Origin of the sequence: Maritimibacter sp. DP1N21-5, from assembly GCF_019218295.1 — a bacterium.
GTDB lineage: Bacteria > Pseudomonadota > Alphaproteobacteria > Rhodobacterales > Rhodobacteraceae > Maritimibacter.
In genome coordinates this window covers 33002-49182 of the sequence record NZ_JAHUZF010000007.1, presented here as the reverse complement: position 1 = coordinate 49182, position 16181 = coordinate 33002, and the positions used below count along the sequence as shown (strand labels likewise).

Genomic DNA, 16181 nt, shown 5'->3' with positions numbered 1-16181 from the left:
CACCGAAGACCCGGCGGCCGATACGGCGACGGATCAGGCGACCGAAACCGAAACCACCGAAACCCCGGCGGCGGAAGAACCCGCTGCCGAAGAACCGGCGGCAACGGACGAGGCGCCGGCAGAAGAGCCTGCCACCGAGGAGCCCACTGAGGAGGCCGCGACCGAAGAGGAAGCGCCCGCCGAGGAGACGACCGAGGACGCCGCGACGGAAGAAGCGCCTGCCGAGGAAACCGCCACCGAAGAAACGCCGGCTGAAGAGCCGGCTGCGGAAGAGCTTCAGGCGGAACAGCCGGCTGTCGCGGAGCCCGCGATGGAAGAGACCCTCGCGGACGAGGAAGCCGACATCGTCACCGAAGACCACCCTGCCGAAGGCGAAGAGCACGCCGCGGCCGGTGGCCATGAGACGGCGCACATCGAAGACGTCGCCTTTTCCTTTGAAGGACCGTTCGGCAAATACGACGTGGAACAGCTTCAGCGTGGCCTGAAGATCTACACCGAAGTCTGCCGCGCCTGTCACGGGCTCAAGTTCGTGCCGATCCGTTCGCTCTACGAGAGCGGTGGCCTGAACTACACGGAAGACGAAGTGCGGGCCTATGCTGCCGAGAACTTCGAAGTATTCGACGCCGAGCTGGACGATTTCCGTCCCGCCCTGCCGTCCGACAACTTCCCGGCCGTGACCGGCGAAGGCATGGGTCCGGACCTGTCGCTCATGGCGAAGGCCCGCGCCGGGTTCCATGGCCCCTACGGCCTTGGCATCAACCAGTTCTTCAAGGGCATCGGTGGTCCGGAATACATCCACGCGATCCTGACGAGCTACAACGGTGAGGAAACCGAGGTTGCGGGCAACTTCCTTTACGGGAATGACGCCTTCTCGGGTGGCTTCATCTCCATGCCGCAGCCGATGGACGACGGTCTTGTCGACTTCGACGACGGCCATGCGAACGACCTCGACTCCATGTCGATGGATGTGTCGGCCTTCCTGATGTGGACCGCCGAGCCCAAGATGATGGCGCGCAAGCAGGCCGGTTTCGTCGGCTTCATCATGTTGGTGATCCTGGCCTCGCTGCTCTACCTCACCAACAAGAAACTCTGGGCGCCGCACAAATACGGCAAGGAAATGGATCTCTGATCTCTTTCCGCCTCGGAATTAGGAAGGGCGCCTCTCGGGGCGCCCTTTTTCTTGGGTGAAAGGTTCGGGTCAGCGCCCCAGGTAGTTGCGAAGAGCTTCGGGCGGGTTGGCGAAGATATCGGCGACCGGAACGGGGGCGTCCGCGTGTCCTTCGGACACCAGGATGATGTCATCGGCGATTCGCCTGGCGTCTTCCGGTTCGTGGCTGACCATCAGGAGGGTCGCCGATGTTTCCTCGGCGAGACGGGCGACGAGGTCCAGCATCTCGGCGCGCAGGGCGGGACCGAGCGCGCCGAAAGGTTCATCGAGCAGCATCAGGGGTTTGTCGCGCAGAAGCGCGCGGGCCAGAGCGACGCGCGCGACCTGACCACCGGAGAGCTGCGCTGGTTTGCGCGGGCCGAGCCCGTGAAGGCCCACATGGGCGAGGGCTTCCTCGACCCGCTCCCGATTCGCGCGGCCCAGGCGCAGGTCGGGGCGTAGTCCAAGGCCCACGTTCTGAGCGGCGGTGAGATGGGGGAAGAGGTTGTTGTCCTGAAAGATCATGCTGACGGGCCGATCCGCCGGTGCGAGGGGCGCAAGATCGCGGCCGTCCCAACTCATCTGTCCGGTGACATCCAGAAACCCGGCGATGCCGGCCAGCAGCGTGGATTTTCCGGACCCCGAGGGTCCCAGAATGGCGACCTTGTGGCCCTTGGCGACCTGCATATCAGCGGTCAGGGTGAAGTCCCCGTTGATCACGGTCACATGGTCAAGTGTCAGCATGAGCGCGACCGCCCCTGTCGAAGATCCAGAACAGAGCAAGGCTCGAGACCAGTAGAACCAGCGCCCCGCCCGCTGCATCCGGCATACGATAGGCGGCCATGAGACGATAGATCTGAAGGGGCAACGTGGGCGCATCCGGCGCGGCGAAGAGGGCGATCACGCCAAGGTCGCCCATGGAGAGCGCGGCGGACAGCCCCATCGTGAACCCGAGCGGGCGGCGCAGACGTGGCAGCCAAAGCAGGCGCAGCCGCGCCCAACCTGACATACCCAACCCATCCGCGAGCCGGCCATAATCAGCTTCGATCTGGCCGAGCGCGGGAACGAGCGCGCGCAGCGCGAAGGGCAGGGACATCACCGAGTTCACCATGGCCGTCACAGGAAAAGCGAGCGCGAAGGGGTCCGTTAGGGGAAACAGGATGATGAAGAGCCCGGTGCCGATGACCAGAGGCGAGGCGGCCAGCGTCAGGGAGCCGATCCCCTCCACCACGCGCAACCTGCTTTTCACCGAGAGCGCCGCCATCGGCAGGGCGAGCGCCAGCGTGACGACGACCGAGGTCAGTGCGATCCCGAGCGAGCGCAGCGCCGCCCACCAGATGGACGCAGGCAAGGAGAGCAGGCGTGGAAGCCCATCGAGAGCGATCATCGTAATGGGCAGGACGAGAAAGACGGTGGCGAGGGCGATGATGACCGTGTCCATAAGGACGAAACCCGGTCCCGCCGCGTCCCACCGGCGCAGGCTCCGATCAAGCCCCGCGCCAAAGCCCGTGGGCAGGGCGACCCGGAAGGCGATCAGGGCGACGGCGAGCCCGAGCGCGAACTGGACCAGTGCCAGAAGCGCGGCCTTGCCGAGGTCGAACTCGAGGTTGAAGGCCTGATAAATGGCAAGCTCGATTGTTGTCGCCTTCGGCCCGCCGCCCAGCGCCAGCGCGACGGCAAAGCTCGTGAGGCACAGAAGGAAGATGACGAGGAAGGTGCCGGGCAACACCTCGCGCAGCATGGGACGTTCCAGCCAGCGCGTCACATCGCGCGCGCGGAACCCCAGCGAGGCGGCCAGGCGAAACCGTTCGGCGGGAATGGCGAGCCAGCCTTGCAGGACAAGACGGGTGGCCAGTGGCAGGTTGAAGAAGACATGCGCCAGAACGACGCCATGAAAGCCATAGATCGAAATCGGCTCCAGCCCGACAAAACCCAGAACATCCGACACGATGCCAGAGCGTCCGAAGACCGAGATGAGGCCGAAGACCGCGACGATCGTCGGCAGGATGAAAGGCGCGCCCAGGAGCATAATGAGCAGCCCCCGCCCGGGAAACCGACGCCGCGCGATGGCGCGGCCCAGAGGAATCGCGAGGAGGATCGATAGCGTCGCGGACAGCGTGGCCTGCACGAGCGAGAAGCGCAGGGCGGCCCAGTCGGCGGGGCCGAAACCCGACAGCGCCTCGGCCCGGATCAGAACCGCGGCAAGCGTGCCCAGTGTGAAGAGAAGGACGACGGCCAGCGCGAGGCTGCCCGTCGCCGTGGTGCGTGTCATGATTCTATTGAGACAGCGCCGCGCGCCATTCTTCGAGCGCCACGTCTCGGATGTCCCGCGCCTCGGTCCCGAAGTAGATCAGGGCCTTTTCTGGCACGACACTCTCGAATCCCTCGGGCAGACCCTCCTGCGGCGTATGAGCCGGATACATCCAGTTGGTCTCTGGGATCGCAGACTGGAACCCGTCGGTCAGCATGAAGTCGAGGAACTGGTCGGCCAGCTCGGGCTCGTCGGTTGTCGCGATTTTGCCCGCGACTTCGATCTGCATGTAATTGCCTTCTTCAAAGGCGATGGCCGCCTTGGTGTCGTCGTCTTCGGCCAACAGGTGATAGGCGGGCGAGGTGGTGTAGGACAGAACCATGTCGGCCTCCCCTTCAAGGAACATCCCATAGGCCTCGGACCAGCCCTTGGTGACGGTCACGATATTGTCGGACAGGCGTTCCCAGTAGGCGCCGGCTTCTTCGCCATAGACCGCCTTGACCCAAAGCAGCAGGCCAAGCCCGGGCGTGGAGGAGCGCGGATCCTGAATCACGATCGTCAGGTCGCTGTCGGCGAGCTCCTCGAAATTCGCGGGGGGATTTTCGACCTTGGTCTTGTCGTAGACGAAGGCGAAGTAGCCCCAGTCGAAGGGCAGGAACATGTCGTTTTCCCACGCCACGGGCATGGACAGATCCGGGCTGTCGACACCGTGAAGCGCGAACATGGCCGTGTCGCGGGCCACCGCGGTCAGGTTCTCGTCGATGCCGAGCACGATGTCGGCCTCCGTCCGGTCGCCTTCGAGCTGGAGCCGCGAAATCAGTTCGGCCCCGTCGCCAACGGCGACAAGCTCGAGCGTGCAGTCGCATTGCGACTCGAAGTTCTCCTTGATGATCGGCCCCGGTCCCCATTCGGAAACGAAGCTGTCATAGGTATAGACGGTCAGCGTGTCTTGAGCGCTGGCCATGCCTGCAGGCATGGCGGCAAGAGCAGCAAGACCCGCGGCGATGATGGCTGTTTTCATGTCATCCTCCATTGCGACGGGCGAAAGTCGGGTAGGAAGACGTGGTCGTCGGCCCTTACCTTCCCTCCGCCGGTATGAGCCGGTTCAGGTTCAACGGGTTCGCTTGCGCATCTCAGCGAGCTCTTCAGCTCACACCCCGAGGTGCTGCAGAGACTATGCAAAGACGTGCACCGCTTCAAGGGCGGGCGCATACGTCGGCTACTGACGGACGGACAGAGGGGCCTGTGACGGGCGCGCTGCGCGGGACGATGCCCAGACAGAGGCCAGGATCACGATGGCGCCCACGATCTGGACCGGCGTCAGTGCCTCGGACAGAACCACCCAGCCGATGAGGATGGCCGAGAGAGGCGACAGGAACCCAAGTCCCGTCACGCCCGCCGGGTCCAGTCGGGCGATCCCCCGGAACCACAGGAAATAGGCCAGGGCGCCGCCCACGACCCCAAGCCAGAGATAGCCCGCGAGATTGGACATCGTCAGCGCGGGGAGGGCCGGTTCCATGATGAGCGTGGCCGGGAGCAGGAAGATACCCCCAGCGGTCAATTGCCATGCCGTGAAGGTGAGGGGGGAGACCGGCGGTTGCCACCGCCGCGCCAGCACGACCCCCGCTCCCATGGACAGGGCGCCCAGAAGTGCGGCCGCAACCCCGACGGGATCAAGCTGCGCATCGGGACCAAGGACCAGCATCCCGACGCCGACGAGCCCGGCGATGGCCGCCGCGACCGAGGCCGGGCGCAGGACCGTGCCCAGCGCAAGGCGGGCGAAGACGAGAACAATAAGCGGCTGGATCGCACCCACGGTCGCCGCGACGCCGCCGGGCAGGCGGTAGGCGGCGATGAAGAGCGCCACGAAGAAAAGGGAGAAGTTGAGCACGCCGAGCACCGCAATCCGCCCGAGCCAGTCGCGTGGTGGCAGGTTGCGCGTCACGACGAGCAGGATCAGCCCGGCCGGCAGCGACCGCAAGAGCGCGGCGTGCATCGGGTATCCCTCGGGCAGGAACTGCGTCGTGGTGATATAGGTCGTGCCCCAGATGATCGGGGTCAATGCGGTGATCAGGGTATCGGTGAGACGGGACATGGGCACTCTGCTTGGACCTTCACGCTACGCCGTCATCCCCGCGCGTCAAGAACTGCCTGATTGCGCGTTGAGAATTCCGCGCGCGGCGTATATCGAAACGCGAAAGGAGCCGGGCCATGATGAACACATTTGGACATATCTTCCGCGTGACGACCTGGGGCGAAAGCCACGGACCCGCGCTTGGCGCGACGGTGGACGGTGTGCCGCCCGGCGTGGCCATCGACGAGGGCATGATCCAGCACTGGCTCGATCGCCGCAAACCCGGTCAGAACAAGTTCACGACCCAGCGGCGCGAGGCAGACGAGGTCCGCATCCTTTCGGGCGTCTACGAGGGCCAGACCACCGGAACTCCGGTGCAGCTCATGATCGAGAACACCGATCAGCGCTCGAAAGATTATTCCGAGATCGCCGAGAAATTTCGTCCCGGTCATGCCGACATCACTTACTGGCTCAAATACGGCATCCGCGATCCGCGCGGGGGTGGGCGGTCGTCTGCACGCGAAACGGCGGCGCGAGTGGCGGCCGGCGGGCTAGCCCGCGAGGCGATCAAGGCCATCGCGCCGGGGATCGAGATCCGGGGCTACATGACGCGGATGGGCGTGCACGGGATCGAACGGGCGGACATCGACTGGGAGCAGATCGAACGGAACCCGTTCTGGACGCCTGACGCGCGGGCGGCTGCGACCTGGGAAGGCTACCTCAACGACCTGCGCAAGTCGGGGTCTTCCGTCGGCGCCGAGATCGAGGTCGTCGTGCGCGGCGCGCCCGCAGGTCTTGGTGCGCCGATCTATGCCAAGCTCGACACCGACCTTGCGGCCGCGATGATGTCGATCAACGCGGTCAAGGGCGTTGAAATCGGCGAGGGCATGAATGCGGCACGGTTGACCGGAGAAGAGAACGCGGACGAGATTTCGATGGGGCCGGACGGGCCCGAGTTCAGCTCGAACCACGCCGGCGGCATCCTTGGCGGGATCTCGACCGGGCAGGACATCGTGGTGCGGTTTTCCGTGAAACCGACGTCGTCGATCCTCACTCCGCGCAAGACGATCACCAAGTCGGGCGAACCCGCCGAGATCGTCACGAAGGGTCGCCACGACCCCTGTGTCGGCATCCGCGCCGTCCCGGTGGCCGAGGCGATGGCGGCCTGCGTGATCCTTGACCACCTGCTTCTGCACCGGGCGCAGGTGGGGAATGGTCCGCGCGGAACGATCGGCTGATGCTCGCCATCCTCGGGATCACTTTCCCGATCTTCGCGGCCATCGCCATCGGCTTTGGGCTGGCGCGCACCGGGTTCCTGACACCACCGCAGACCGGGCTCCTGTCGAAGTTCGTTATCAACGTCGCCTTGCCGCCGCTCATCTTCAATGCGGTGGCGAGCCGTCCCATCGCCGAGGTGTTTTCGCTGCCATTCATGGTGACGATGTTCCTGGGCGGATTGGCGACACTCGCGGTCAGTTTCCTCTGGTTTTCGCGGACGGGTCCGATGCGTCGGGCCGTCGCGCTCATGGGGTCGGTGGTGCCGAACTCCGCCTTCGTCGGCTTTCCGCTCATGACGATCCTGTTTCCCGGCGATGCGGGCGTTATCCTGTCGATGAACTTCCTGATCGAGAACGTCGTGTTCATTCCGTTGCTCCTCGTCGCCATCGAAATGGCGCGTGGGGCCGAAGGTAGCGGCGGTGTGAAGCTGAGGCGGGTGTTCCTCGGCGTGCTCAGGCGCCCGATGATCATCGGGCTGATCCTGGGCGTCGTGTTTTCGACTCTCGGCCTGTCGCTGCCAGAGCCCTTGCACCGCCTGACCACGATGTTCGCAAATTCCGCCTCGGCCCTCGCGCTCGTTGTCATCGGCGCGTCGCTTGCCGGGCTCGCGACCACCGGAAACCGCGCCATGGGTGCTCAGATTGCTGCGATGAAGCTCATCGTGCATCCGCTCATGGTGGCGCTGGTTGCCTGGGCCCTTGTCGCGCTCGGTCTCGGTCTGGACGCGGACGTGCGCGCCGCCGCGATCATATCCGCTGCCGTGCCATCCTTCGCGATCTACACAGTGCTTGTGTCAGGCACCAGGCACGAGGGGCTCGCCTCCCTCGCGCTGCTGATCGGCACGGTGACGTCCTTCGTGACGTTGAACGTCCTTCTTGCCGTTTTGCTTTAGGACGTCGCGCTGCCCAGCGCAGCATCGAAGAGCGCCTTGATCTCGGCCTCGCCGGTGCCCGCTACAATGCGCCCGAGTTCCCGACGGTCCGGCGAAATCGCGACAAGAGTCGAGCGACGCGGGATCTTCAGGTCGGTGGCGATGGGCTGTTTCTTGTAGGTGTCCCAGTCCACGATGATATAGGCGATCTTCTCGACATAGGCCGGGTTCGCCTCCATCAGCTTGGCGATCGTGCGTTTTTGTGACTGGCAAGTGCCGCACCAGGGCGCAAAGAAGTCGAGTACGACCGGCTGGCCCGCGTCGAGCGCCTGTTCCAGCGTGCCCGGGGCATAGTCCATGCGCGCGGCAGTGACGGCGAGCGGGGCGAGTATCGCGGCCCCGACGGTGGTGAGAAAAATACGGCGATTCATGGGTTCCTCCTAGATTGCGACGGACAGGTCGACGAACCAGGCGGGCAGGTGTGACAGCACCCAGCCGTCGATCATGTGGTTGATACGGAACAGGATGGCCAGGCCGACCAATAAAAAGGCGGCGCCCAGGACCGGGCGCGACAGGTTTGCGAAACGGCGGAGGGCGGTCGCGCGCAGCCCATAGCCAATGCCGAGGATCAGGGTCGAAACACCGGCGGCGAAGGCCATCATGATGCTAAAGGCACGACCAAGGCTCTCCCCTTGGGACGCGAGCGCGATGGCACCACCCAGCGTTGGACCGATGCAGGGGCTCCAGACCGCACCCAGAAGCAACCCGGCGGCGAACTGACCCCAGAGCGACGTCCGGTCGACGGCGTCGATGCCGGTATCGGCTCGGGCGGCGAACCCTGCCGTCGCGCCCGCGAAGACCGCGTTGGCGCGCGGCACCAGCAGGACGACCCCGAAGCCGATCATGAGAAGGGCGCCGGTCGTGACCACGGTGTCTTCGGTGAGCCCGATGGCATAGCCGACGGTCGAGATGAGCATCCCGAAGGTGACGAAACTGACCGACATGCCCAGCGCCAGGACGACCGGGCCAAGCCGGTGCGCCTGCAGTGCCGTCGCCAGAACGATCGGCAGGACCGGCAGCACGCAGGGGTTGATGAGCGTCAGAAGCCCCGCCCCATATCCAAGGATCAGTTCCATATTCCCTTGTCGCGCGCGCCGTCCCTCACGTCACCAGACAACCGCGTGAGGTTCTGTTTCACTGTTTACCGCTCGCGGCCCCGCATCTGCTCGAACATATCGCGCAAGAGCGGCACGCGACGCGGGCGAAAGCTTTCCTGCGTCACTGTCAGCGCCTCGATGTTGACCATCTGGAACCGCCGGAAGTCGCGGCGCAGGCAACACCACGCCATGAGCCAGAGCTTGTGTTCGGTGTAGACCACAGCGAGCGGCCAGATCATGCGCCGGGTCTCGTCGCCGTTGCGGTCGCGATAGGTCAGGTCCACGACACATTCGTCCCAGATCGCCCGTCGCAGCACCGCCATATGCGGCGGAGCTTCGTCCCGCGGCTGGAACACGTAAGACAGGGATGCCACATGCCGCGCTTCCGCTGCCTTGCGCTCGGGCAGGGACGCCACGACCTTGGCCAACGCCCGTTCGGCGGCGTCGATCAACTCTGCATCGCCCTGCCATTGCAGCCAGGACAGACCCAGAACCAAAGCCTCGATCTCGATCCGGTCGAACATCTGCGGCGGCACCGCGCTGTCTTCGGTAAGTGTGAAGCCGAACCCCGCCTCCCCGTCGATGATGGCGCCCGAGGCGCGCAGCGTGTCGATATCGCGGTAGATCGTGCGCTCCGACACCTCCATCTCGGCGGCGAGCCGCGCGGCGGTGACGGGCGACGGCAAGCGCCGAAGTGTGTCGAGCAGACGAAACAAGCGGTCGGATCGGGCCAGAGGAACCTCCTGACGGAAATTGTCAGCACGTCCGGACGATAACGGTGTCAGACGAAATCGCAATCAAGGGAATACGCCATGTTCACCCTCTACCACTCCTACTGGTCCCGCGCGACGCGCATGCTGGCCTTCCTCCACGAAGCCGACCTGCGTGATCGGGTCGACCTCGTCCATGTCGACATCTCGCGCAATGACGGGTCCGGCGGCCCTGATGCCCGCAATCCCCATCCGGATCACAAAGTGCCCGCGCTCGATCATGACGGCACCATCATTACCGAAACCGCCGCGATCATGCTCTATCTCGCCGACCTCTTTCCCGAGTCCGGCCTTGCCCCCCGCATCAGCGACAAGGCGCGGGGGCCCTTCCTGACGTGGCTCAACTGGTATTCCGCCCAGATGGAGCCGGCCTATGTCGTCATGGTCTCGGGGGTCGACCATCCGGTGTTTCACACGACCTTCCGGGGCGTCGCCGATGTCGAACGCCGCCTGATCGAGGCCTTTGCCGATGGACGTCCCTTCCTGTTGGGGGATCGCTTCACCGCGGCGGACCTGTTGATCCAATCGCCTTACAAATGGTTCGCGGATGCCGTGCCGGACGACGCGAACGTCAAGGCCTGGGTCGAACGGATCAATGCACGCCCGTCTTATGGCTGGGCCGCGGAAATCGACGCGAAATACGCGCCCCAGGCGGCCTGAGCGGAAAGACCGGCGGTCACCGTGGAAACGGTGTCCGACCGGTCAGGAGGCGACCTGGTCGGCGGTGACGGGCTTCATAGGTTTCTGCTTGGCGAGCTGCACGGCCAGAATCCCCGCCGTGACGATGGCGACCCCCAGCACGTCGAGCCATCCCAGACGTTCCCCAAGCAGGACGGCAGCAATCGCGACGCCGAAGAAGGGATTGAGGAAATGGAAGGTCGCGGCTCGCACCGCCCCGATCCTTTGGACAAGCTCGAACCAGACCCAGGTGGCGGCCAGCCCCGGCACGAGCGTCGTATAGGCGAAGGCGGCCAGGAGCTTGCCGTTCCAGTTCACCTCGAAGGGTTCCAGCGCAGCCGCGAAAGGAGCGAGCGTCAGGGCGCCCACCAGCATTTGCAGGCCGACGATCATCAGCAGATTGCCCCCGCCCGAGGCGCCGCGCACCGACAGCGTCGCGATGGCCAGGGCCACCGCCGCGATGACGCAGAGCGCAAGGCCATACATGTCGACGCCGCCCGAGATCCGGCTTCCCATGATCAGCGCAACGCCGACAAAGCCGACCACAAGGCCCGCGACCGCGAGCCAGGGCAGGCGGTCGCGAAACACCAGCCAGCCGAGCACGCCCACGATGAGGGGCATGGTCGAGGCGATGATCGAGGCGAAGCCTGCTTCGATGGTCTGCATGGCGATGAAATTCAGCCCCAGATAGAGGGCGTTCTGGCACACGCCGAAGACGACGACCGAAATCCATTGCGCGCGGGTCAACCGGATCTTCTGGCCCATGAGAGCGGCCAGACCCATCGCCATGACGCCTGAAATCACGAAGCGCAGGGCAAGGGCCGTCATCGGTGGTGCATCTGCCACGATGATACGCGCCGAGGTGAAGGCCGAAGACCACATGAGGGCAAAGGCTAGACCCATTATGATTGCACGCATGTCCATGACGTTATTCCCTGTTCGCCCTTTCGGAAGGTTCGGCGACCCTATCGGATTGGCGAACCGGCACAACCCCGGGCAAGAGGATGTTGGCGGAGCGGTCTGGACGCGGTTCGATGGTCTCGCCCCGCCTCGCCTCGCCTCGCCCCGCGCCATGGGCTAGGGTCGAACCATGTCTGACCCCACGCCCTTTGCCAATCGGGAGGCACTCGAGAACTGGCTCGCCGCGAACCACGCGCGCGAGACGGAGCTCGTGGTCCTTCTCTACAAGATCAAGAGCGGTGTCCCCTCCATCACATGGGATGATCTGGTCGAAGCCTGCCTGTGCTGGGGATGGATCGACGGGATCAAGCGGTCGGTGGACGAGGCGAGCTACACGCAGCGGATCACCCCGCGCAATCCCCGTTCGATCTGGTCCAGACGAAATGTCGGGCTCGTCGAGCGGCTGACCGCCGAGGGCCGGATGCAGCCTGCCGGCATGGCGCATGTCGACGCGGCCAAGGCGGACGGACGCTGGGAGGTTGCCTATGCGGGGCCGAAGGATGCGACGATACCCCCGGATTTCTTTCTGGCGCTCGACGCTGTCCTGGCCGCCCGCGCGACCTTTGACGCATTGCCAAAGCGGTGGCATTACTCGATCTACCACGACCTGCATTCTGCCAAGAAGTCCGAGACACGGGCGAACCGGATGGCCCGGATGATCGCGCGGCTGGCCGAGGGGCTGCCGCCGGTCAATCGCTAGGATGGCGACGGATCGTAAAGCCCTCGTCCACGCCGACCGGATCGAAATAGGTCGCCAAAAGATCGAACTGCTCGTCGGTCACGGAAAAAGGATGCTCACCTGCGCCGTTGCGCCGGCGGAGACGTTCTTTGCAGACTTCATCAGGCACGTCCAACACGTGCATCACGTGCTCTGCGTCTGAAGCCTCCACGATCCCCCGCAACCAACCCCGTGTCTCCCGCGTGTTCGCGGGGAAATCGAGCACGACGGACAGCCCGGCATCGAGCAGGTCGATCACATGAGGTGCAACGGCATTCCGCAGCCGGGCCGAGTATCGCGCATAGTCCCGCAGGCTGTGCATTTGATCGCCGAAGAGCGTGGCGAGCCAGACATCTTCGGACAGGACGACGGTGCCCGGCTTTGCGCCCAAGCCCGCTGCGAGCGTCGATTTGCCGGACGCGGCCTTTCCGCAAAGCATGTGGAGCGTGGGGCGATCCATCGCATCCTCCAGAAAAAGAAAGGGGCCGCCCGTGAGGCGACCCCCTTCCAGACAAAAGGTCCGAACCTTACGAGTTGACCGAGTCCTTCAGAGCCTTCGCGATGGTCATCTTGACCACCTTGTCGGCTTCTTTCTTGATCTGCTCACCGGTGGCCGGGTTGCGCACCATACGCTCGGGGCGCTCGCGGCAGTAGATCTTGCCAACGCCGGGAAGCGTCACGGCGCCGCCGGCGGAAACTTCTTTGGTGATGATCGAAACGATGGAGTCGAGGGCCGCACCGGCGGTCTTCTTGTCAGCGCCCATGTCATCGGCCAGAGCGGCAACGAGTTGGGTCTTGGTCATCGGCTTCGCCATTATAATCTCCTCACTGTCCCATCTGTGGGGTGGTTTCATGGCGGGCATTTAAGGGAAACACTTGTCCCGGCACAACTGCAAGAATGCCGGATCGGCAAGAAAACAACGTGTTTTCGTCGCGGCAGCGCAGAAAAGCGGCCTCAAAGGAAGGCGGTTTCGTCGAAACTGCGCAGTTTCCGACTGTGGATGCGTGCCAGAGGCATATCGCGAAGCCGCTCCATGGCGCGAATACCGATCAGAAGATGGCGCTCCACCTGCGTCTTGTAGAAGGCGCTCGCCATGCCCGGCAGTTTCAATTCGCCGTGGAGCGGCTTGTCGGACACGCATAGCAACGTGCCGTAAGGCACCCGGAACCGGAACCCGTTCGCCGCGATGGTCGCGCTTTCCATGTCGAGCGCGACGGCGCGGGATTGCGACAGGCGCTGCACCGGACCGGAGGTATCGCGCAGTTCCCAGTTCCGGTTGTCGAGGCTTGCAACCGTGCCCGTGCGCATGATGCGTTTCAGGTCGTAGCCATCGAGCTCGGTCACGTCCTCGACCGCCTGTTCGAGCGCGACCTGAATCTCCGCCAAGGGCGGGATCGGGACCCAGATCGGCAGGTCGGCGTCGAGCACCTTGTCCTCGCGCAGGTAGGCATGGGCCAGGACGAAGTCGCCAAGGCGTTGGGAATTGCGAAGCCCGGCGCAGTGCCCGACCATGAGCCAGGCATGGGGCCTGAGCACAGCGATATGGTCGGTCGCGGTCTTGGCGTTGGATGGGCCGACCCCGATGTTCACGAGGGTGATCCCCGATCCGTCGGCCCGCTTCAGGTGATAGGCCGGCATCTGCGGCAGCTTGGGCAGGAGGGGAATTTCTCCATCCTCGGTCGTGATGGACACGTTCCCTGGCGACACGAACTCGGTGTAGCCCGAATCCCGGTTGCCAAGTACCTTGCGGGCGTAGGCCTCGAACTCCTCGACGTAGAACTGGTAGTTGGTGAAGAGCACGTGGTTCTGGAAATGCTCGGGCGTCGTCGCGGTGTAATGGGCAAGCCGGGCCAGCGAGTAGTCGATCCGTTGCGCGGTGAAAGGGGCCAGCGGCGAGGATCCGTCCTCGTGCAGATAGCCCAGCCCGTTGACGATGTCGTCATGGGTGGTGTTGAGGTCGGGCACATCGAAGACGTCGCGCAGGGGAAACGGCATGACGCCTTCTTGCGGCACCGTGATCTCGGGCCGGCCGGCCACCGCGAAATGCACCGGAATCGGCGTGTCGGAAGGTCCGATCGCCACGGGGATGCCGTGGTTTTCGAGGAGCAGGCCGATCTGCTGTTCAAGGTAGTTGCGAAACAGGTCCGGCCGCGTCACGGTCGTGGAATAGTTGCCGGGTCCCGGCACATGACCGAACGACAGGCGACTGTCTGTGGCCGCGTGGCTTGTCGTGCGCAGGCGGATCTCGGGGTAGAACGCGCGCCAGCGCACCTCGGGTTGTTCGGTCATCGTGGCGGCGATGCCGAACCTGTCCGTCAAGTAAACGCAAGCCTCGTCATAGAGTTCACAAAGCCGTTCCACCGCAGCCTTCGCATCGGTGAAATACTCGGCTGGCGAGATGGGGGGCGTCTGGATCGGCAGCGTCAGGTCGGCGGAAGCCATCAGTTCTCCTCGAAAAGCGAAACCAGCTCGAAGGTCGTCACGTCGACGAGGCCCAGATCGGAAATCCGAAGCTCCGGAATGACCACCAGTGCGAGCAGGGAGTGTTGCATGTAGGCGTTGTTGAGCGTGCAGCCGACCTCGGCCATCGCTGCGACCATGCGGCTTGCCTTGGCCGCGACGGTGGCAGCCGGTTCGTCGGACATGAGGCCCGCGACCGGCAATTCGACGAGGGCGATCTCTTCGCCGTCCTTGAAGACGGTGATGCCGCCGCCGACCTCGCCCAGCCGGTTGGCGGCCAGCGCCATGTCTTCGCGCGAGGTGCCGACGACGATCATATGGTGGCTGTCATGCGCCACGGTCGAGGCCATGGCCATGCGCCCCTTGTAGCCGAAGCCGCTCACGAAGCCGTTGGTCACACCGCCGGTGCCCTTGTGGCGTTCCACCAGCGCGATCTGTGCGATGTCATTCGCTTCGTCTGCCTCGACACAGCCGTCGATCACGTCCAGATCGGCGGTCAGCGCCTTGGTCGGTGCCTGGTTTTCCACGACACCGATGACCTTGGCCGTGACCTTGTTCTTGCCCTCGGGGGCCTGGATCACGAAATCGGCGGCTTCGAGCACCTTGCCCAGATGCACCGTGTTGCGGGCATGATCGGGCCAATCGAGATGCGGGCAGGTGACCGCAATCTTGCCGTCCTCGGCCACGGTCACCCCACGGGCGAAGACGCGTTCGACGGGAAGCGTCGTGAGGTCCGAGGTCAGGATCATGTCCGCCCGCCGACCCGGCGCGATGGAGCCAAGCTCGCGTTCCAGTCCGAAGTGGGTCGCCGTGTTGATCGTTGCCATTTGCAGCGCGACCAAGGGATCGGCGCCACAGGAAATCGCATGGCGCACCACGCGGTTCATGTGACCGTCGTTGACCAGCGTGCCGGAATGGCTGTCGTCGGTGCAGAGGATGAAATTGCGCGGGTCCATGCCTTTTTCGGTGATCGCGGTGATCTGGGTTTCCACGTCATACCAGGCCGAGCCGAGCCGCATCATCGACCGCATTCCTTGCCGAACCCGGGCAATCGCGTCGGCCTCGCAGGTGCCTTCGTGATCGTCGGCGGGACCACCGGCGGCATAGGCGTGGAAATTCGGTCCAAGGTCGGGCGAGGCGTAGTGACCCCCCACCGTCTTGCCCGCGTCTTGGGTCGCGGCGATCTCGGCCAGCATCTTGTCGTCGCCCTGGATCACGCCGGGGAAATTCATCATCTCGCCCAGCCCGATGATGCCCGGCCAATGCATCGCCTCGGCCACATCCTCGGGCGTGATTGCACGGCCGGTGGTTTCCAGCCCCGGCGCAGAGGGCGCGCAGGAAGGCATCTGGGTATAGATGTTCACTGGCTGCAGCGCCGCCTCGTCGTGCATGAGGCGCACGCCCTCGATCCCCATGACGTTGGCGATCTCATGCGGGTCGGTGAACATGGTCGTTGTGCCGTGGGGGATGACAGCGGCGGCGAATTCCGCCGGGGTCAGCATGCCGCTCTCGATATGCATGTGCCCATCGCAGAGGCCGGGGATCACGAACCTCCCGCCGGCGTCGATGACCTCGGTCGCGTCCCCCACGCAATGCGACGCATCCGGGCCGACATAGGCAAAGCGTCCCTCCGCCACGGCGATGTCCCAGTCGAGCACCTCGCGCGTGTGGACATTCACGACCTTGCCCCCCTTGATGACAAGGTCGGCGGCGTCACGGCCAGCGGCCACCGCGATCAGGCGCGGGGCGGCTTCTGGCCAGGTTTTCAGGGGATTGGGAGCGTCTGTCATGTGACAATCTTTCGCCGATTTGAGCC

Annotated in this window: 17 protein-coding genes and 1 riboswitch; of the genes, 5 read left to right on the top strand and 12 right to left on the bottom strand. The window is 64.6% G+C overall.

The window, feature by feature from the left end:
* Positions 1-343: 343 nt before the first annotated feature.
* A complete protein-coding gene (locus tag KJP29_RS18210) occupies positions 344-1129 on the top strand; it encodes a cytochrome c1 (protein WP_370630897.1) in 786 nt (261 codons plus the stop codon).
* A 69-nt stretch (positions 1130-1198) separates the two neighbouring features.
* Here KJP29_RS18210 and KJP29_RS18205 read toward each other — a convergent pair whose 3' ends face one another.
* The 4 genes from KJP29_RS18205 to KJP29_RS18190 all read right to left on the bottom strand — a co-directional run bounded on the left by KJP29_RS18205 (position 1199) and on the right by KJP29_RS18190 (position 5493).
* Entirely contained in the window at positions 1199-1891 is a 693-nt protein-coding gene (locus KJP29_RS18205) for an ATP-binding cassette domain-containing protein (protein ID WP_218465058.1), read from the bottom strand.
* Positions 1878-3419 carry a thiamine/thiamine pyrophosphate ABC transporter permease ThiP gene (locus tag KJP29_RS18200; protein ID WP_218465057.1) on the bottom strand — a complete coding sequence of 514 codons (1542 nt, stop codon included), beginning with the start codon at positions 3417-3419 and terminating at the stop codon, positions 1878-1880. Before KJP29_RS18200 ends, KJP29_RS18205 begins: the two co-directional genes overlap by 14 nt.
* A gap of 4 nt (positions 3420-3423) precedes the next feature.
* A complete protein-coding gene (thiB, locus tag KJP29_RS18195) occupies positions 3424-4419 on the bottom strand; it encodes a thiamine ABC transporter substrate binding subunit (RefSeq protein ID WP_218465056.1) in 996 nt (331 codons plus the stop codon).
* Between the two features lie 44 nt (positions 4420-4463).
* A riboswitch (TPP riboswitch) is annotated at positions 4464-4568 on the bottom strand.
* 49 nt (positions 4569-4617) lie between these two features.
* Entirely contained in the window at positions 4618-5493 is an 876-nt protein-coding gene (locus KJP29_RS18190; RefSeq protein WP_218465055.1) for an EamA family transporter, read from the bottom strand.
* A gap of 116 nt (positions 5494-5609) precedes the next feature.
* On the opposite strand from KJP29_RS18190, the gene aroC reads away from it, so the two are divergent.
* Both aroC and KJP29_RS18180 read left to right on the top strand, forming a co-directional pair.
* Positions 5610-6710: a chorismate synthase gene (gene aroC / locus KJP29_RS18185; protein WP_218465054.1), complete on the top strand. Its 1101-nt coding sequence runs from the start codon at positions 5610-5612 to the stop codon at positions 6708-6710.
* A complete protein-coding gene (locus tag KJP29_RS18180; protein WP_218465053.1) occupies positions 6710-7642 on the top strand; it encodes an AEC family transporter in 933 nt (310 codons plus the stop codon). The genes aroC and KJP29_RS18180 overlap by 1 nt, the downstream gene beginning before the upstream one ends.
* Here the strand turns inward: KJP29_RS18180 and KJP29_RS18175 are convergent.
* The 3 genes from KJP29_RS18175 to KJP29_RS18165 form a co-directional block, all read right to left on the bottom strand.
* Positions 7639-8052, bottom strand: a complete 414-nt coding sequence (locus KJP29_RS18175) for a thioredoxin family protein (protein WP_218465052.1) — start codon at positions 8050-8052, stop codon at positions 7639-7641. The genes KJP29_RS18180 and KJP29_RS18175 overlap by 4 nt on opposite strands.
* Before the next feature lie 9 nt (positions 8053-8061).
* Positions 8062-8757, bottom strand: coding sequence for a cytochrome c biogenesis CcdA family protein (locus KJP29_RS18170; RefSeq protein WP_218465051.1), 696 nt, complete (start codon positions 8755-8757; stop codon positions 8062-8064).
* A 65-nt stretch (positions 8758-8822) separates the two neighbouring features.
* Positions 8823-9494 carry a helix-turn-helix transcriptional regulator gene (locus KJP29_RS18165; RefSeq protein ID WP_370630894.1) on the bottom strand — a complete coding sequence of 224 codons (672 nt, stop codon included), beginning with the start codon at positions 9492-9494 and terminating at the stop codon, positions 8823-8825.
* A gap of 96 nt (positions 9495-9590) precedes the next feature.
* Between KJP29_RS18165 and KJP29_RS18160 the strand changes: the two genes are divergently transcribed.
* Positions 9591-10208 (top strand): glutathione S-transferase family protein, encoded by a 618-nt coding sequence (locus KJP29_RS18160; RefSeq protein WP_218465050.1) that lies wholly within the window; start codon positions 9591-9593, stop codon positions 10206-10208.
* Positions 10209-10250: 42 nt separating this feature from the next.
* Here KJP29_RS18160 and KJP29_RS18155 read toward each other — a convergent pair whose 3' ends face one another.
* A complete protein-coding gene (locus KJP29_RS18155; RefSeq protein WP_218465049.1) occupies positions 10251-11150 on the bottom strand; it encodes a DMT family transporter in 900 nt (299 codons plus the stop codon).
* Positions 11151-11316: 166 nt separating this feature from the next.
* On the opposite strand from KJP29_RS18155, the gene KJP29_RS18150 reads away from it, so the two are divergent.
* Complete coding sequence (locus tag KJP29_RS18150; protein WP_218465048.1) at positions 11317-11886, top strand: YdeI family protein; 570 nt, start codon at positions 11317-11319, stop codon at positions 11884-11886.
* Here the strand turns inward: KJP29_RS18150 and KJP29_RS18145 are convergent.
* From KJP29_RS18145 to ade, 4 genes are all read right to left on the bottom strand, one after another.
* Positions 11876-12364, bottom strand: a complete 489-nt coding sequence (locus tag KJP29_RS18145; RefSeq protein ID WP_218465047.1) for an ATP-binding protein — start codon at positions 12362-12364, stop codon at positions 11876-11878. The two genes, KJP29_RS18150 and KJP29_RS18145, sit on opposite strands and share 11 nt — an antisense overlap.
* 67 nt (positions 12365-12431) lie before the next feature.
* The gene (locus tag KJP29_RS18140; RefSeq protein WP_218465046.1) at positions 12432-12719 is read right to left on the bottom strand and encodes an HU family DNA-binding protein; all 288 of its coding nucleotides are present in this window, start codon (positions 12717-12719) and stop codon (positions 12432-12434) included.
* A 140-nt stretch (positions 12720-12859) separates the two neighbouring features.
* Positions 12860-14347, bottom strand: a complete 1488-nt coding sequence (locus KJP29_RS18135; protein WP_218465045.1) for an AMP nucleosidase — start codon at positions 14345-14347, stop codon at positions 12860-12862.
* Complete coding sequence (gene ade, locus KJP29_RS18130) at positions 14347-16155, bottom strand: adenine deaminase (RefSeq protein WP_218465044.1); 1809 nt, start codon at positions 16153-16155, stop codon at positions 14347-14349. Before ade ends, KJP29_RS18135 begins: the two co-directional genes overlap by 1 nt.
* Positions 16156-16181 lie beyond the last annotated feature (26 nt).

What these genes read in the sequence shown, in the direction of transcription:
- ade (WP_218465044.1), bottom strand. Translation starts at nt 16,155, where the DNA reads ATGACAGACGCTCCCAATCCCCTGAAAACCTGGCCAGAAGCCGCCCCG.
- KJP29_RS18190 (WP_218465055.1), bottom strand. Translation starts at nt 5,493, where the DNA reads ATGTCCCGTCTCACCGATACCCTGATCACCGCATTGACCCCGATCATC.
- KJP29_RS18155 (WP_218465049.1), bottom strand. Translation starts at nt 11,150, where the DNA reads ATGGACATGCGTGCAATCATAATGGGTCTAGCCTTTGCCCTCATGTGG.
- KJP29_RS18140 (WP_218465046.1), bottom strand. Translation starts at nt 12,719, where the DNA reads ATGGCGAAGCCGATGACCAAGACCCAACTCGTTGCCGCTCTGGCCGAT.
- KJP29_RS18150 (WP_218465048.1), top strand. Translation starts at nt 11,317, where the DNA reads ATGTCTGACCCCACGCCCTTTGCCAATCGGGAGGCACTCGAGAACTGG.
- KJP29_RS18170 (WP_218465051.1), bottom strand. Translation starts at nt 8,757, where the DNA reads ATGGAACTGATCCTTGGATATGGGGCGGGGCTTCTGACGCTCATCAAC.
- KJP29_RS18175 (WP_218465052.1), bottom strand. Translation starts at nt 8,052, where the DNA reads ATGAATCGCCGTATTTTTCTCACCACCGTCGGGGCCGCGATACTCGCC.
- KJP29_RS18200 (WP_218465057.1), bottom strand. Translation starts at nt 3,419, where the DNA reads ATGACACGCACCACGGCGACGGGCAGCCTCGCGCTGGCCGTCGTCCTT.
- KJP29_RS18160 (WP_218465050.1), top strand. Translation starts at nt 9,591, where the DNA reads ATGTTCACCCTCTACCACTCCTACTGGTCCCGCGCGACGCGCATGCTG.
- KJP29_RS18135 (WP_218465045.1), bottom strand. Translation starts at nt 14,347, where the DNA reads ATGGCTTCCGCCGACCTGACGCTGCCGATCCAGACGCCCCCCATCTCG.
- thiB (WP_218465056.1), bottom strand. Translation starts at nt 4,419, where the DNA reads ATGAAAACAGCCATCATCGCCGCGGGTCTTGCTGCTCTTGCCGCCATG.
- KJP29_RS18180 (WP_218465053.1), top strand. Translation starts at nt 6,710, where the DNA reads ATGCTCGCCATCCTCGGGATCACTTTCCCGATCTTCGCGGCCATCGCC.
- KJP29_RS18145 (WP_218465047.1), bottom strand. Translation starts at nt 12,364, where the DNA reads ATGGATCGCCCCACGCTCCACATGCTTTGCGGAAAGGCCGCGTCCGGC.
- KJP29_RS18205 (WP_218465058.1), bottom strand. Translation starts at nt 1,891, where the DNA reads ATGCTGACACTTGACCATGTGACCGTGATCAACGGGGACTTCACCCTG.
- aroC (WP_218465054.1), top strand. Translation starts at nt 5,610, where the DNA reads ATGATGAACACATTTGGACATATCTTCCGCGTGACGACCTGGGGCGAA.